A 15,346-nucleotide genomic window follows, 5' to 3' on the forward strand; every position below is an offset into this window, starting at 1 on the left:
ATATGAACAATATACTAGAAGCTACACTACAAATCAAAGATAAAAACATTATTTGGGATAATAAAGTTCAAGAGAAGATATTTAAAAAGAGAAAATCTTTATTTTATGCAGCTACTTATACGCATAAACCAGAATTTTGTACCGTTTGTGGGTGTGTTAGCCGAAATAATAATATCGTTAAAAACGGCACGAAAACATCTCGTATCACTCTCTGTTCTGTTTCAGGCCTAGCGGCCTACTTAAATCTACGCAAGCAGAGATTTCTCTGTAGAGAATGCGGCTCTTCATTTACCGCAGACACTAGTCGAATCGTAGAAAAACACTGTCATATCTCTAAACGCTTAAAAAACGAAATTAAATCAAAAATAAGTGAAACAGTATCTGAAACCTATATCGCAAAAGAAACAAATGTTTCAGTTCATACGGTAAGACGTATCATAGATGATACAACACGTTTACTAAAGATTAAACCATTACACGATTTACCTGAGCATTTGTGTTTTGATGAATTTAAATCCGTCAAATCTTCCGATAGTAATATGAGCTTCATTATTTGTGATAGCACTACACACAAGCTGGTCGATGTTGTACGAGATAGAAAATCTTACAGCTTGAAAAAGTATTTTCATCGTTTTGAGCCTAAGACTAGATTAAAGGTAAAAACTATCTCCATCGACATGTACTTACCGTACATTCAATTAATAAAAGAAATGTTTCCTAACGCTAAAATTATCATTGATCCTTTTCATATCGTACAAGCCTTAAATAGAGAATTAAATCGAACTCGGGTACGTGTCATGAATAAGCATCGCTATAAAGACTCTAAATTATATCGAAAGTTAAAACATTATTGGAAGTTAATTTTAAAGAACTCTAATGAACTTCAGAACTATAAATATAATCGTTATAAGCTTTTTGAAAGCTTCATAACAAGTAAAGGAATCGTAGATTATATCTTAGAAAAAAATCCATCTCTTAAAAATGATTATGAGGTTGTACATTCACTTCGTGAATGTATACAGGATAGAGATTATATAGAATTCAAGGAAACGATTGAAGCAGCTACGCAATTAGACCTATCTCCTGGTTTAAAAAGAGTATTAAAGACTCTTATGACTTACTTGCCATATATTCAAAATACTTGTGAGTATCCAACTAGAACAAATGGCCCTATTGAAGGAATAAACAATAAAATAAAAGTGCTTAAAAGAAATGCCTACGGCTTTAGAAACTATTACCATTTTAGAAATAGGATTATTTTAATAACAAAAATGTTTGGCCCAAAACAAAAAGGAATTAAGCAACAATTAGTTGCTTAATTCCTTCCTAAATTTCTTCATCAACACTATTTGACAAAGAGCCCTTTTTTAGTGCTCAAAATAGCACTCAATTTTAAATGGATTTGGTGTTCAAAAAATATAATCAAATGCAACAAACTAATTTCATTTTTAATAGGCACAATTAATTTTAGAAGATAGTACGAAAAAATATTGACTATTTTCTTTAGAATGTGTAAAATTTAGATAGATTATTTAAAGTGAGGTTTTTTTATCTTGTCTATATTAAAGAAGAAAGTTAATATGTTTAGTGTACTATTGAATGTGGTATTAATAGCTATTATAGCTATTGGAGTGCTATTTTTCTTACCTAAGGAACATAAATCAGAAGTCAAATCGTCAATTAATATCGAAAGTATTGAAAAAGTGAATGAAGTTGTATTTTTGAATGCGGGAATTAATGAAATTATTTCTGAAACAAAAACAACTCAAGTTTTTGGGTTTGATGTGCCGTTCTCTAAAAAAGCAGCATTAGTAATTTTAAATTATAAAGCTAAATTTGGAATTAAAAGTAGTGTAAAGGTTGAACAAATAAGCGAAAAAGAATATAAGGTTATTGTTCCAAAATTGGAAGTAATTGGTGTTGAACTTTCAAAAGATAATCCTTATGATTTATATGATAGTCATGGAGAGTTATTAAGTGGAACTACAGAAGATATTGATACTGGGAAATTGGTCGCTAACCAACTTTCTAGTGATAAACAAGCAGAGTATTTAGATAAATTTAAGAGTGAAATTAAAGAATCTGCAATCAATTATTATAAAACAATATTTTCTTCAATGGATTCTGAAGTAAAAGTAACTATAGAATTTACAGAATAATTTTTGAAATACAAAACCCTGGCCATCTCTGGTCAGGGTTTTGTGTGGTTCTATAATTTTTAGGGTTGATGGAAATTTTCCACCAACCCTATTTTAGTGTATACAAAAAGGCCAACATCCATTATATTAAAAGCGCTGAAACCTAAAACAAAAGAATGATGACCATATGAACAATATACTAGAAGCTACACTACAAATCAAAGATGCACACAATGAAGGTGTTACATTCCATTTCTTAGAGAATATTAAAGAAGTATTGCGTGATGAGAGTGGGAAAGTAACTGGTGTAAAGGTTATTACAATGGAACTTGGTGAATCAGATGAAAGTGGAAGAAGATCAACGCATGAAGTGGCAGGTAGTGAACATATTATTCCATGTGACCTTGTCGTTGCAGCAATTGAACAAAAGTAGACTTTAGTGTTCTAGATGAAAGGTAAAAATTTGACTTTCGGTCAACATCAGAATACAATAGAAATGAACTAATAACAGGGGATGCATATTTAGGTCCTCAATCTATCGCAACCGCAATTAAAGGCGGGTGAGAAGTTGCGACAGAAGTACATGAATCGTTTAAAGAAAACACATAAATAACTTGTGGTGCCTTTCGTTTTTTTACTGGGAAAATTAAGGAACTATAGTTATAAATACTTAAATATATTAATATATTAACATGCGTATATTTATGGGGAGAAGGTTATGTCATCTATAGTTGTACTTCTGACGATAAGGTTGTTCGTGTACCAAAGGAAATTAAAGGTAAACCTGTTATCGCAATTGGAGAACGTGGTCTTGCGAACTTGAAACATTGTGAGGCAATCGTTTTACCAGATACAGTACGATATATTGGAAAAGGTGCGTTTACGATTGACAATAAGTTAAAGTATGTCCACTTTGGTAAGTCAATAGAAACAGTAGAAGATGATGTTTTCAACTCTGATAGTTCATTAGAATCAGTTGTATTCCCAGAAGGAACAAAGAGTATTGGAACATTAGTATTTTGGGGGACATCATCAATTAAATCTATTACAATTCCAGCAAGTGTAACAGAAATTACAGAATACTTCTATTTTGTGGATAACTGTAACCCAGATGTAGAAATCCATACACCTAAGGGATCAAAGGCAGAAGAAGTAGCTAAAGCAATGCAACTTAAAGTAGTAAATGACTAAAGGGGAATAGTATGAACAAAAAATTACTATCAGGCTTAGGGACTGACCCCAAAAAGTGAGAATTTAATAAAAACACCCTAGGGCTACCGTCTTCGGTATTCAACCGGAGACAGGTAGTCCAATTTTTGTTGGATTCTTTTTTCATTAGGTTCTTCATCAACACTATTTGACAAAGAGCCAAAAGAATCAGGTGATAAACCTGATTCTTTTTTTGTTTGTACATTCTCACCAAGATTACATGATACCGAAGAAACGAGCTGCGATACCTACTGCAAAGAGAGCAAGGATGATTGTAATTGGAGATACTTTTTTCTTAAGCAACCACATGCAAAGGAAAGTAAGGAGAAGTCCCATCAATCCTGGAATCAATGAGTTCAACTGACCTTGGAGAGTTTGTGGTTGAATCTTGTCTAAGCTCAATCCACCAAGTGCTTGACCAAGGATACCTTTCAATTCAGCACCTGATACAGGTCCTTCTGGAAAGTTGATGTAGGCACCTTCAGCCAATTGTTTACCAGGAAGGTTAACAGTGAAGTTGATCGATACCCAACGTTGTACAAGAACAGCAAGGATGAACATACCAAGGATAGAAGCTCCTTTAGTGATGTCTTTCAAGATACCACCAGACATGTCTTTAGTGATTTCAGATCCAGCTTTGTAACCAAATTCTTGTGTGTACCATAGGAAGGCCATACGGATCGCATTCCATCCGAAGAAGAAGAGAAGTGGGCCAACCAAGTTACCAGATGCAGCAAGTGATGCACCAAGAGCTCCAAGGATAGGACGAACTGTAAACCAGAATACTGGGTCACCGATACCAGCAAGAGGTCCCATCATACCGATTTTAACCCCTTGGATAGCAGCGTCGTCGATTTCAACACCGTTAGCACGTTCTTCTTCAAGTGCAAGAGTAACCCCCATGATTGGAGCAGCTACGTATGGGTGAGTGTTGAAGAACTCAAGGTGACGCTCAAGAGCAGCAGCTTGGTCTTCTTTAGTAGTGTACAATTTTTTGATAGCTGGGATCAATGAATAAGCCCAACCCAAGTTTTGCATACGCTCGTAGTTCCAAGAACCTTGAAGGAATTGTGAACGCCACCAAACTTTTTTACGATCTGATTTTGATAATTGAAGTTTTTCAGTCATGATTGTTCCCCTTTCTAGTAGTCTTCTAGGATATCACCGATTGGGTCGTTAGAAGTTGCAGCTCCTCCGCCACCGTTACCACCTTGTTTTGAAAGGTTAAGGTAGATGAAGGCAAGGGCAACACCGACTACACCAAGGGCAATCAAAGTCAGTTGAGAAATGGCAGCAAAAGCAAAACCGATTGCGAAGAATGGCCATACTTCACGAGTTGCCATCATGTTGATAACCATAGCGTAACCAACGGCAACGACCATAGCACCACCGACAGCCATACCACCGTTCAACCAGTCTGGCATCAATTTAAGAGCATCTTGAACGGCAGAAGCAGGGATAGCGATAAGGAAGGCAGCAGGGATAGCAATACGAAGACCTTGAAGAAGAAGTGCGATAAAGTGAGCACGCTCAACAGCCGCAATATTTCCTTCTTTAGCAGCAGCATCTGCAGTGTGAACCAAACCAACTGAGATTGTACGAACAATCATAGTCAAGAAAAGTCCAGCTACGGCAAGAGGGATAGCTGTTGCTGTTGCAACGGCGATACCTTCAGTAGTAAAGTTGCCACCTTTAATCAAGATGATTGCTGCAGCAACAGATGCAAGAGCAGCATCAGGAGCTACGGCAGCTCCGATGTTTGCCCAACCAAGGGCGATCATTTGAAGTGATCCACCAAGCATAACCCCTGCTTCGAGGTTACCTGTTACAAGACCGATAAGGGTACATGCGACGATTGGTTGATGGAATTGGAATTGGTCGAGGATACCTTCAAGACCTGCAAGGAAGGCAACAACTACAACCAAGACAGCAGAAATAATTGAAATATCTGACATGGTTTTATTCCTTTTCTATTAAATTATATTAAAGTGTAAAATCTTTCTTCGAATGTTTCGATAGAGTTTGATTTAAATTATTGAACGTTAGCTTTACTGATTAAGTCAAACAAATCTTTTTTAGTGTCGTTTGGTACTTTACGTACGTCAAATTCAACACCGAGGTCACGCATTTTTTCAAATGTTGCAACGTCGTCTTTATCCATAGACAAAACGTTGTTAATCATTGTTTTACCTGTTGAGTGAGCCATAGAACCTACGTTAAGAGTCTTGATTGGCACGCCCCCTTCAATTGCACGAAGGGCATCTTGAGGTGTTTCAAACAAGATAAGGGCATGTGTTTCTCCAAAACGTGGATCTTTTGAAACCTCAATCAATTTTTGGATTGGTACAACATTGGCTCTTACTCCGTTAGGAGCTGCTTGTTTAATTAATTCTTTACGAAGGTCGTCGTTGGCAACGTTATCTGAAGCAACGATGATACGGTCTGCTTTTGAATCTGGAGTCCAAGCAGTTGCAACCTGACCGTGAAGCAGACGAGTGTCTAGACGGGCAAGATTGATTTTCAGTTTACCGTCACCGATAACAGTTCCTTCTGGGATAGCAGCTTGGGCAACTGGAGCAGCTGCAGCACTTGCAACTTCTTCAACTGGATTTAACTCTTCTGGAAGAGCTTTGATGCCATCTTTGGCTTCTTTAATAATATTCGCAGCGACTTTTTCTACACCTGCAGTTGCGTCCATGAGGCGCTCTGTATAGGCTTGAATTAACATCGGTAAGTTTAGTCCTGTGATGATGGCAAACTTACGATCAGGATTTTCTCCCATCACGCGGCTAGCTTGGTTGAATGGAGATCCACTCCAAAGGTCAGCCAAAACTAGAACCTCATCTTCTGCGTCAAATGCAGCAACAGCGTTATTAAGCTTAGCGTATAGATCATCAGGACCTTCATTTGGCATAAAGGTTACAACTTGAACCTTTTCTTGTTCACCAAAGATCATAGATCCTGACTGATGAATACCCGCAGCAAATTCGCCGTGGCTCGCAATAATGATTCCGATACTCATTATTGTCATTCCTCCTTTTTGTTTTTTCAGTTTTCATTTAAGAAAACTTTAAGACTAGATAAGTATAAACCGTTTTCATATAAAAATCAACTATTTAGCATCAAAAAATAAAAAGGCTTTCTTTAAAAGTGTTGATATATTAAGTTTTGGAGGAGTTTTTTGAATCCTTATTTAAAAATTTAATATAAAAAAGTTGGAAGCGCATTCCAACTTTTAAAAAAGATTTTTATTAAATTAGTGGGTGAAGTCGAGTACCATACGTCCTTGGATTTGACCTTTTTCCATTTCGTCGAAAATTGCTACAGCGTCTTCTACTGGACGTTTTTGGACAACTGGGGCTACCAAACCTTCTGCACCGAATTGGAAGGCTTCCTCCAAGTCTTTACGAGTTCCAACAAGAGAACCGATAACTTGGATTCCATCTAGAACAGTTTTAACAATGCTGAGTTCCATCATTTCAGAAGGAAGACCGACAGCGACGACACGACCACCAGCACGAACTGAGTCAACAGCCTGATTGAAGGCAACTTTAGATACAGCAGTTACAACAGCTGAGTGGGCTCCTCCATCTGTTTTTTCTTTGATTAGGCCTGGTACATCTTCAACTTCGAGGCCGTTAATAACAATGTCCGCACCCACTTCTTTTGCAAGGGTAAGTTTATCATTGTTGATATCAACTGCGACAACATGAGCGTTGAAAACTTTTTTAGCATATTGAACAGCGAGATTACCAAGTCCACCAGCACCATATAGAACAACCCATTGGCCTGGTTCAACTTTTGCTTCTTTAATAGCTTTATAGGTTGTTACACCAGCACATGTGATAGAAGAAGCTTGGGCTGGATCAAGTCCGTCAGGAACTTTGACAGCATAGTCTGCAGTTACAATACACTGTTCAGCCATACCACCGTCTACTGAGTAACCAGCATTTTTTACTGTACGGCAAAGGGTTTCGCGACCAGTTGTACAGTATTCACAAGTACCACATCCTTCAAAGAACCAAGCAACGCTGACGCGGTCACCAACTTTAAGACTTTTAACATCTGGCGCAATTTCTTTAACGATACCAACACCTTCATGTCCTAGGACACGCCCCGGCACCTGACCGAAGTCACCATGGGCAACATGGAGGTCAGTGTGGCAAACACCACAGTATTCAATTTCTACAAGTGCTTCCCCAGTTTCAAGTGGACGGAGTACTTTTTCTTCAATAGCAACACCAGTGCTTTCTGGATTTACAACAACAGCTTTCATAGCTATCCTCCTTGATATTGGCCGAGAACAGGGACAACGGGACTGGATTGATTTTTTCAACAGAGTCGAGTGTGACGAGCTCTCTTGTATTTATATGTGAATTATATCACAAAAGAAAGCCTTTTCCAAGGTTTTGGAGGTGAAAATAGAACAATCGATTAACTGGTTGATGAGACTGTGAAAAGAGCACAAAGACCAGTTCGCAAGCTGGTCAGAATGGACTATAAGAATAAATCTTGCAGGGTTTTGGCGACTCCATCTTGGTCATTGGTCAGGGCGATTTGCTCATCCGCATAAGGGAGTAGGTCTGGATTGGCATTTTTCATGGCATAGCCCTTCCCAGCAAAAGCTAGCATTTCGGTATCATTGTGTTCATCTCCAAAGGCAATCAAATCCTTTTTATCACGGTTCATTACCTTGAGCAAGTAGTCCAAAGCAAAAGCCTTATTGACACCTTTTGGGGTACATTCAAGGATATTGAGAGGTCCACCCCAGGTATTAATAGAAAGTTGATACTGGTAGAAGGCGTTCATTTCTTTTGCCAAGGCATATTTGTCACTGGCTCTGGTCTGCAACAGAATACAATTAGGGTCCTTGGTCACCAATTCAGGCTGGAATTGATTTTCAGGCTGGAAAGCTTCTACACCAAATAGTTTGGGATTGGCAATTTCTTCATTGGGATTTGTAATGTAGAATTTTTTACGATATTCTCCAGCGATAAAATCGGCTTGAATGTCTTCTGAACGTTGAACCATATCTAAAAGATATTTTTTGTCTACAGTCAAACACTTTTCAAAGTTCCAAACTTGGTCTGGTAAATGAGTGAGGGAGCCGTTGAAATTAATCATAGGAGTGTCTAAGCCTAGTTCACGGTAGAAATCTTTTGACATGCGGTAAGGGCGACCTGTCGTAATAATAACCTGATGCCCTTTTTCAGCAACTTTTTTAATTGTTTCTTTGGTAAAGTCAGAAATCTGACTGTCTGAGTTGAGCAGGGTTCCATCCAGGTCAACTGCAATAATTTTCTTCGTCATATAAACCTTTCTAGTGTCTTTCCAGATAAGATGTCTTCTATTATAACAAAAAGCAGGCAGAAAAGCAGATTCCAAACGAAAAATGGAATTGCATCAAATTCTTAAATAAATCAAACAAAGATATTGAAAAAGTGAATGATAAATGATATAATTCTATTATTGTTCGTAAAAATTAAAAGGAGATTGATGATGGACAAATTATTTAAACTAAAAGAGAACGGTACAGACGTTCGTACAGAGGTTCTCGCTGGTTTAACAACTTTCTTTGCAATGAGCTATATTCTCTTTGTAAACCCACAAATGCTTTCGCAAACAGGGATGCCTGCTCAGGGTGTCTTCCTAGCGACGATTATCGGTGCCGTTGCTGGTACCTTGATGATGGCTTTCTACGCTAACTTGCCATATGCCCAAGCTCCAGGTATGGGGCTGAATGCTTTCTTTACTTTTACAGTCGTATTTGGACTTGGTTATTCTTGGCAAGAAGCCTTGGCTATGGTCTTCATCTGTGGGATTATTTCATTGATTATTACCTTGACAAATGTTCGTAAAATGATCATTGAATCGATTCCCAATGCCCTTCGTTCAGCTATTTCAGCGGGTATCGGTGTCTTTCTTGCCTATGTAGGGATTAAGAATGCTGGACTTTTGAAATTTACGATTGATCCAGGCAACTATACTGTTGTAGGAGAAGGGGCTGACAAAGCCCAAGCAACGATTGCAGCGAACTCTTCAGCAGTTCCAGGATTGGTTGACTTTAATAATCCAGCTGTTTTGGTGGCACTTGCAGGACTTGCCATTACCATCTTCTTTGTTATCAAAGGGATTAAAGGGGGAATTATTCTCTCTATCTTGACAACAACTGTTCTTGCTATTGCGGTTGGTTTGGTTGATTTGTCTAGTATTGATTTTGCTAATAACCATGTTGGTGCAGCTTTTGAAGATTTGAAGACAGTCTTTGGTGCAGCTCTTGGTTCAGAAGGGATGGGAGCTTTGATTTCAGATACAGCTCGCTTGCCTGAAACCCTTATGGCTATTCTTGCCTTCTCATTGACAGATATTTTTGACACAATTGGTACCTTGATTGGTACAGGTGAAAAAGTTGGTATCGTAGCGACAAACGGTGAAAATCACCAATCAGATAAGTTAGACAAGGCTCTTTATTCAGACTTGATTGGTACTTCAATTGGTGCCATCGCAGGTACTTCAAACGTAACGACTTATGTTGAATCTGCAGCTGGTATCGGTGCAGGTGGACGTACTGGTTTGACAGCCTTGGTTGTAGCTATCTGTTTCGCGATTTCAAGTTTCTTTAGCCCACTTCTCGCTATCGTACCTTCATCTGCCACAGCTCCAATCTTGATTATTGTTGGGATTATGATGCTTGGTAGCTTGAAAAATATTCATTGGGATGATATGTCTGAAGCGGTTCCTGCTTTCTTCACATCTATCTTTATGGGATTCAGCTACTCTATCACTCAAGGGATTGCAGTTGGTTTCTTGACTTACACTTTGACTAAAATTGTTAAAGGTCAAGCTAAAGATGTTCATGTAATGATTTGGATTTTGGATGCCTTGTTTATCCTTAACTATATCAGCATGGCCCTATAATAGAATTACCCAGGGGGATTTCCCCCTTTTTTTAATACAAAGTCTAGGAGATGAATGATGGAAGAGAAAAGTATGTGGAAAGAATTGTTGAATCGTGCAGGATGGCTTTTGGTCTTCTTGCTAGCGACAATTTTATATCAGATTCCTTTAGGGGTTACTGCTATTTTAACTTTAAATGCAGTACCACTGTTACAGTCAGGACTGATAGTTGCTGGTATTTCGATTGTAGTGTTGGCACTATTTATTTTTGGAGCTCGTAAAACGCAGTTAGCAAGTTTTAATTTTTCTTTTTTTAGAGCTAAGGATCTAGCACGATTGGGATTAAGTTATTTAGTCATTATCTGTTCAAATATACTTGGTTCTATCTTGTTGCAACTGTCAAATGAGACGACAACAGCTAACCAGTCTCAGATTAACGATATGGTTCAGAATAGTTCTCTGATTTCTAGCTTCTTCTTGCTGGCCTTGCTTGCCCCGATTTGTGAGGAAATCTTGTGCCGTGGGATTGTTCCTAAAAAGATTTTCCGAGGCAAGGAGAACTTGGGATTTGTGGTTGGTACGATTGTGTTTGCTTTATTGCATCAACCAAGTAATTTACCTTCTTTATTGATTTATGGAGGTATGTCAATCGTTCTATCTTGGACGGCTTACAAGACCCAACGTTTGGAAATGTCTATCTTGCTTCACATGATTGTTAATGGGGTTGCTTTCTGTTTGTTGGCTCTTGTGGTGATCATGAGTCGGACATTAGGGATTTCTATTTAAGATTTTTGACAATTGCTTGTTTCTATTGGGAAAAAGATGAATGCAATCGTGTCCATCTTTTTCTTTTTATGGTAAAATAGAGAAATAATATGATGAAAAGCCTTGAGGGAGTGACCAATATGTCAAGTAAAGCCAATCATTCAAAGACATCTATTTGCGGAATTATTAATGTAACCCCAGACTCCTTTTCGGACGGTGGTCAATTTTTTGCTCTTGAGCAGGCACTCCAGCAGGCTCGTAAATTGATAGCAGAAGGGGCTAGTATGCTCGATATCGGCGGAGAATCGACTCGGCCGGGAAGTAGCTATGTTGAGATAGAAGAGGAAATCCAGCGTGTTGTTCCAGTGATCAAAGCTATTCGCAAGGAAAGTGATGTCCTCATCTCTATTGATACTTGGAAGAGTCAGGTAGCAGAAGCTGCTTTGGCTGCTGGTGCCAATCTAGTCAATGATATCACTGGTCTCATGGGTGATGAAAAAATGGCCCATGTTGTAGCTAAGGCTGGAGCGAAAGTGGTCATCATGTTTAATCCAGTTATGGCTCGACCTCAGCATCCTAGCTCGCTCATATTTCCTCATTTTGGATTTAATCAAGCTTTTACAGAGGAAGAGTTAGCTGACTTTGAAAAAATGACAATCGAAGAGTTGCTGGAGAATTTCTTTGAACGAGCACTAGCGAGAGCCAATCAAGCTAGGATTGCACAAGAAAATATCCTGTTGGATCCGGGAATCGGCTTTGGTCTGACCAAGAAAGAAAATTTGCTTCTTTTACGGGACCTGGATAAACTACATCAGAAGGGCTATCCAATCTTTCTTGGAGTGTCGCGCAAGCGATTTGTCATCAATATCCTTGAAGAAAGTGGTTTTGAGGTCAATCCCGAGACAGAGCTCGGTTTCCGCAATCGAGATACGGCTTCGGCTCATGTAACTAGTATCGCTGCAAGACAGGGTGTAGAAGTGGTGCGCGTGCATGACGTAGCTAGTCACAGGATGGCAGTTGAAATTGCCTCCGCCATTCGTCTTGCTGATGAAGCGGAAAATCTAGATTTAAAACAATATAAATAAGATGAAAGAAATTGAAAACAATCAGTGGATTGCCAACTACCGGACGAACCAACCGCATTTTGGCTTGGAACGCATGGTGGAACTATTAGCTTTGCGTGGCAATCCCCATCTCAAACTCAAGGTTATCCATATCGGAGGGACCAATGGCAAGGGTTCGACCATTGCTTTTTTGAAAAATATGCTAGAAAAGCTAGGGCTGAGAGTTGGGGTGTTCAGCTCGCCCTATCTCATTCATTACACAGACCAGATTAGCATCAATGGGGAATCTATCCCAGAAGCGAGACTAGAAGCTCTCATGGTAGACTATCAGTCTTTGCTGGAGGGGGAAGCGACTGCCAATTTGCAGGGAACAACCGAGTTTGAGATTATCACAGCCATAGCCTATGACTACTTTGCCTCCGAGCAAGTAGATGTGGCCATCATGGAAGTGGGTATGGGTGGACTTTTGGATAGTACTAATGTTTGCCAGCCCATTTTAACAGGTATCACGACCATTGGACTGGACCATGTAGCCCTACTTGGGGATACATTGGAAGCTATAGCAGAGCAGAAAGCTGGTATTATAAAACGAAGAGTTCCCTTGGTGACAGGTCGTATCGCTCCAGAAGCCTTGGCTGTGATTGACCGCATTGCGGAAGGGAAAGCTGCGCCGAGACTTGCCTACGGGGTAGATTATCAGGTTGGTCATCAAGAAAGTGTGGTGACAGGGGAAGTCTTTAATTATACTAGTTCTCTCAGACAAGGTTGTCTCCAAACAGGTTTGCTTGGTTTGCACCAGATAGAGAATGCTGGGATGGCCATAGCTCTACTTGATACATTTTGTCAAGAGGATGGTCGAGAACTAGCAAGTAATGACTTGCTTGCTCAGGCCTTGGAAGAAACAAGTTGGCCGGGGCGTTTGGAAATCGTGTCTAGAGACCCCTTGATGATTTTGGATGGGGCCCATAATCCCCATGCTATCAAGACTTTATTGGCAACCTTGCAAGAACGCTTTGCGGATTATCGTAAGGAAATCCTCTTTACTTGTATCAAAACCAAGGCCTTGGAGGATATGTTGGACTTGCTGGAGGAAATCCCAGATACCGAGCTTACTCTAACACATTTTGAAGATAGTCGGGCGACTGATGAAAGCGTGCTGAAAGAGGCAAGCAAATCTAGAAATCTCAACTACCAAAGTTGGCAGGATTTTCTAGAGCAGAAATTGACAGATAAAAAAGAAGAGAAAAAAACAGTTAGGATTGTCACGGGTTCCTTGTATTTTTTGAGCCAAGTGAGAGCCTATCTGATGGAGAGGAAGAATAAAAATGGATACACAAAAGATTGAAGCAGCTGTAAAAATGATTATCGAGGCTGTAGGAGAGGACGCTAACCGCGAGGGCTTGCAGGAAACACCTGCTCGTGTAGCTCGTATGTACCAAGAGATTTTTTCAGGTCTTGGTCAAACAGCGGAGGAACATTTGTCAAAATCCTTTGAGATTATCGACGATAACATGGTGGTAGAAAAGGATATTTTTTTCCATACCATGTGTGAGCACCACTTCTTGCCATTTTATGGGAGAGCGCATATTGCCTACATTCCAGATGGCCGTGTGGCAGGTTTGTCTAAGCTAGCCCGTACGGTTGAAGTTTATTCTAAAAAGCCGCAAATTCAAGAACGGTTGAATATCGAAGTGGCCGATGCCTTGATGGACTATCTAGGTGCTAAAGGAGCCTTTGTTGTCATTGAGGCGGAGCATATGTGTATGAGTATGCGTGGTGTCAGAAAACCAGGTACAGCAACGTTGACGACAGTAGCTCGTGGTCTATTTGAAACAGATAAGGACCTCCGAGATCAGGCTTATCGTCTAATGGGACTATAAAAAGAGTCCGCTTCAAGCGGATTTTTCTAGAAAGGAATCATTATGGATCAACTGCAGATTAAAGATTTGGAAATTTTTGCCTATCATGGTCTTTTTCCTAGTGAAAAGGAATTGGGGCAGAAGTTTGTCGTTTCAGCAATCCTATCCTATGATATGACCAAGGCGGCTACAGACTTGGATTTAACGGCCTCTGTCCATTATGGGGAACTGTGTCAGCAGTGGACGACTTGGTTTCAGGAAACCACTGAGGATTTGATTGAAACGGTAGCCTATAAACTGCTAGAACGTACTTTTGAGGCTTATCCTCTTGTCCAAGAAATGAAGCTGGAACTGAAAAAACCTTGGGCGCCAGTTCATTTGCCACTAGATACTTGCTCCGTAACAATTCATCGCCGCAAGAAACGAGCCTTTATTGCCCTAGGAAGCAATATGGGAGATAAACAAGCAAACTTGAAGCAAGCCATTGAGAACATGCGAGCTCGTCGTATCCATATTCTTAAAGAGTCTAGTGTCTTAACGACGGAGCCTTGGGGTGGTGTGGATCAAGATAGCTTTGTTAATCAAGTGGTTGAGGTTGAAACCTGGTTGCCGGCCCCAGTTCTATTAGAGACCTTGTTAGCCATTGAGTCAGAGATGGGACGGGTGAGAGAAGTACATTGGGGGCCTCGTTTAATTGATTTGGATTTGCTTTTTGTGGAGGATCAGGTCCTTTATACAGATGACCTTATTTTGCCTCATCCTTATATAGCGGAACGCCTTTTTGTCCTTGAATCTCTTCAAGAAATTGCACCTCATTTTATTCATCCTACATTAAAGCAACCTATCCGTAACTTGTATAATGCTTTGAAAAAATAGAAAAAACTCTAGTTTTCAGTCGCTTGCAACTGAAGGCTAGAGTTTTTATACTCTTCGAAAATCTCTTCAAACCACGTCAGCGTCGCCTTGCTGTAGGTATGGTTACTGACTTCGTCAGTTCTATCTGCAACCTCAAAACAGTGTTTTGAGCAACCTGCGGCTAGCTTCCTAGTTTGCTCTTTGATTTTCATTAAGTATTAAAATAGGTCATTTTCTTCTGGGAGGAGGATAGTTTCTCTACCGTCCATATCTAAAACCAGTACTCTGGGCGGATAAAGAGGGTCGAAAGGATGGTTAAAGTCAAAATCAATGGCTGTAGGGAGGTGTTGACTTGAAAAGTGGAAGGTGATTTTTCCTTGGTTATTGAGCAATTGAAACTCGAGTTCTTCTTCCAATTCAAAGACATTTTTTAAGAAGTGGTCAATAATATACCAAAAAGAGTCAATGACATCATCAGGCAAGCTGGTAACAATGCCAAAACTAGCCGACCGCATGTGGGTATTGGTAAAAGCCATATCTTTGCCTCCTTTCTTTTTCC

General features: G+C 39.6%; 17 protein-coding genes. 10 read left to right on the forward strand and 7 right to left on the reverse strand.

Annotated elements, in window-relative coordinates; translation table 11 throughout:
• Positions 1-2: 2 nt before the first annotated feature.
• The 4 genes from FJR73_RS03200 (at position 3) to FJR73_RS03215 (ending at position 3,329) form a co-directional block, all read left to right on the forward strand.
• Positions 3-1,319, forward strand: coding sequence for an ISL3 family transposase (locus FJR73_RS03200; RefSeq protein WP_001059646.1), 1,317 nt, complete (start codon positions 3-5; stop codon positions 1,317-1,319).
• Positions 1,320-1,580: 261 nt separating this feature from the next.
• The gene (locus tag FJR73_RS03205) at positions 1,581-2,159 is read left to right on the forward strand and encodes a DUF4230 domain-containing protein (protein ID WP_000493216.1); all 579 of its coding nucleotides are present in this window, start codon (positions 1,581-1,583) and stop codon (positions 2,157-2,159) included.
• Between the two features lie 166 nt (positions 2,160-2,325).
• Positions 2,326-2,571, forward strand: coding sequence for a hypothetical protein (locus FJR73_RS03210; RefSeq protein ID WP_004238875.1), 246 nt, complete (start codon positions 2,326-2,328; stop codon positions 2,569-2,571).
• A 362-nt stretch (positions 2,572-2,933) separates the two neighbouring features.
• On the forward strand, positions 2,934-3,329 hold the full coding sequence (locus tag FJR73_RS03215) for a leucine-rich repeat domain-containing protein (RefSeq protein ID WP_075230488.1): 396 nt from the start codon (positions 2,934-2,936) through the stop codon (positions 3,327-3,329).
• Between the two features lie 234 nt (positions 3,330-3,563).
• On the opposite strand, the gene FJR73_RS03220 is transcribed toward FJR73_RS03215, so the two are convergent.
• The 5 genes from FJR73_RS03220 to FJR73_RS03240 form a co-directional block, all read right to left on the reverse strand.
• Entirely contained in the window at positions 3,564-4,475 is a 912-nt protein-coding gene (locus FJR73_RS03220) for a PTS system mannose/fructose/sorbose family transporter subunit IID (RefSeq protein WP_000136859.1), read from the reverse strand.
• Positions 4,476-4,489: 14 nt separating this feature from the next.
• Positions 4,490-5,302, reverse strand: a complete 813-nt coding sequence (locus FJR73_RS03225; RefSeq protein WP_001280331.1) for a PTS mannose/fructose/sorbose transporter subunit IIC — start codon at positions 5,300-5,302, stop codon at positions 4,490-4,492.
• 77 nt (positions 5,303-5,379) lie between these two features.
• Positions 5,380-6,369 (reverse strand): PTS sugar transporter subunit IIB, encoded by a 990-nt coding sequence (locus tag FJR73_RS03230; protein ID WP_140833294.1) that lies wholly within the window; start codon positions 6,367-6,369, stop codon positions 5,380-5,382.
• A gap of 234 nt (positions 6,370-6,603) precedes the next feature.
• Positions 6,604-7,623, reverse strand: a complete 1,020-nt coding sequence (gene adhP, locus FJR73_RS03235) for an alcohol dehydrogenase AdhP (RefSeq protein WP_140833296.1) — start codon at positions 7,621-7,623, stop codon at positions 6,604-6,606.
• A gap of 221 nt (positions 7,624-7,844) precedes the next feature.
• Complete coding sequence (locus FJR73_RS03240) at positions 7,845-8,657, reverse strand: Cof-type HAD-IIB family hydrolase (RefSeq protein WP_140833298.1); 813 nt, start codon at positions 8,655-8,657, stop codon at positions 7,845-7,847.
• A gap of 189 nt (positions 8,658-8,846) precedes the next feature.
• On the opposite strand from FJR73_RS03240, the gene FJR73_RS03245 reads away from it, so the two are divergent.
• The 6 genes from FJR73_RS03245 (at position 8,847) to folK (ending at position 14,808) form a co-directional block, all read left to right on the forward strand.
• Positions 8,847-10,265, forward strand: coding sequence for an NCS2 family permease (locus tag FJR73_RS03245; RefSeq protein WP_140833300.1), 1,419 nt, complete (start codon positions 8,847-8,849; stop codon positions 10,263-10,265).
• Positions 10,266-10,322: 57 nt separating this feature from the next.
• Positions 10,323-11,030 (forward strand): CPBP family intramembrane glutamic endopeptidase, encoded by a 708-nt coding sequence (locus FJR73_RS03250; RefSeq protein ID WP_181146591.1) that lies wholly within the window; start codon positions 10,323-10,325, stop codon positions 11,028-11,030.
• Between the two features lie 89 nt (positions 11,031-11,119).
• Positions 11,120-12,094 carry a dihydropteroate synthase gene (gene folP, locus FJR73_RS03255; protein WP_181146592.1) on the forward strand — a complete coding sequence of 325 codons (975 nt, stop codon included), beginning with the start codon at positions 11,120-11,122 and terminating at the stop codon, positions 12,092-12,094.
• Position 12,095: 1 nt separating this feature from the next.
• Entirely contained in the window at positions 12,096-13,418 is a 1,323-nt protein-coding gene (locus FJR73_RS03260) for a folylpolyglutamate synthase/dihydrofolate synthase family protein (RefSeq protein WP_140833304.1), read from the forward strand.
• On the forward strand, positions 13,399-13,953 hold the full coding sequence (gene folE, locus FJR73_RS03265) for a GTP cyclohydrolase I FolE (RefSeq protein ID WP_000380916.1): 555 nt from the start codon (positions 13,399-13,401) through the stop codon (positions 13,951-13,953). The genes FJR73_RS03260 and folE overlap by 20 nt, the downstream gene beginning before the upstream one ends.
• A gap of 42 nt (positions 13,954-13,995) precedes the next feature.
• Complete coding sequence (folK, locus tag FJR73_RS03270) at positions 13,996-14,808, forward strand: 2-amino-4-hydroxy-6-hydroxymethyldihydropteridine diphosphokinase (RefSeq protein WP_140833306.1); 813 nt, start codon at positions 13,996-13,998, stop codon at positions 14,806-14,808.
• 8 nt (positions 14,809-14,816) lie between these two features.
• On the opposite strand, the gene FJR73_RS10135 is transcribed toward folK, so the two are convergent.
• Together FJR73_RS10135 and FJR73_RS03280 are read right to left on the reverse strand one after the other, a co-directional pair.
• Positions 14,817-14,999 (reverse strand): hypothetical protein, encoded by a 183-nt coding sequence (locus FJR73_RS10135; RefSeq protein WP_181146593.1) that lies wholly within the window; start codon positions 14,997-14,999, stop codon positions 14,817-14,819.
• A gap of 6 nt (positions 15,000-15,005) precedes the next feature.
• Entirely contained in the window at positions 15,006-15,323 is a 318-nt protein-coding gene (locus FJR73_RS03280) for a DUF960 domain-containing protein (protein ID WP_000886035.1), read from the reverse strand.
• Positions 15,324-15,346 lie beyond the last annotated feature (23 nt).

Origin of the sequence: Streptococcus sp. D2 (assembly GCF_006385825.1) — a bacterium.
Classification (GTDB): domain Bacteria; phylum Bacillota; class Bacilli; order Lactobacillales; family Streptococcaceae; genus Streptococcus; species Streptococcus shenyangsis.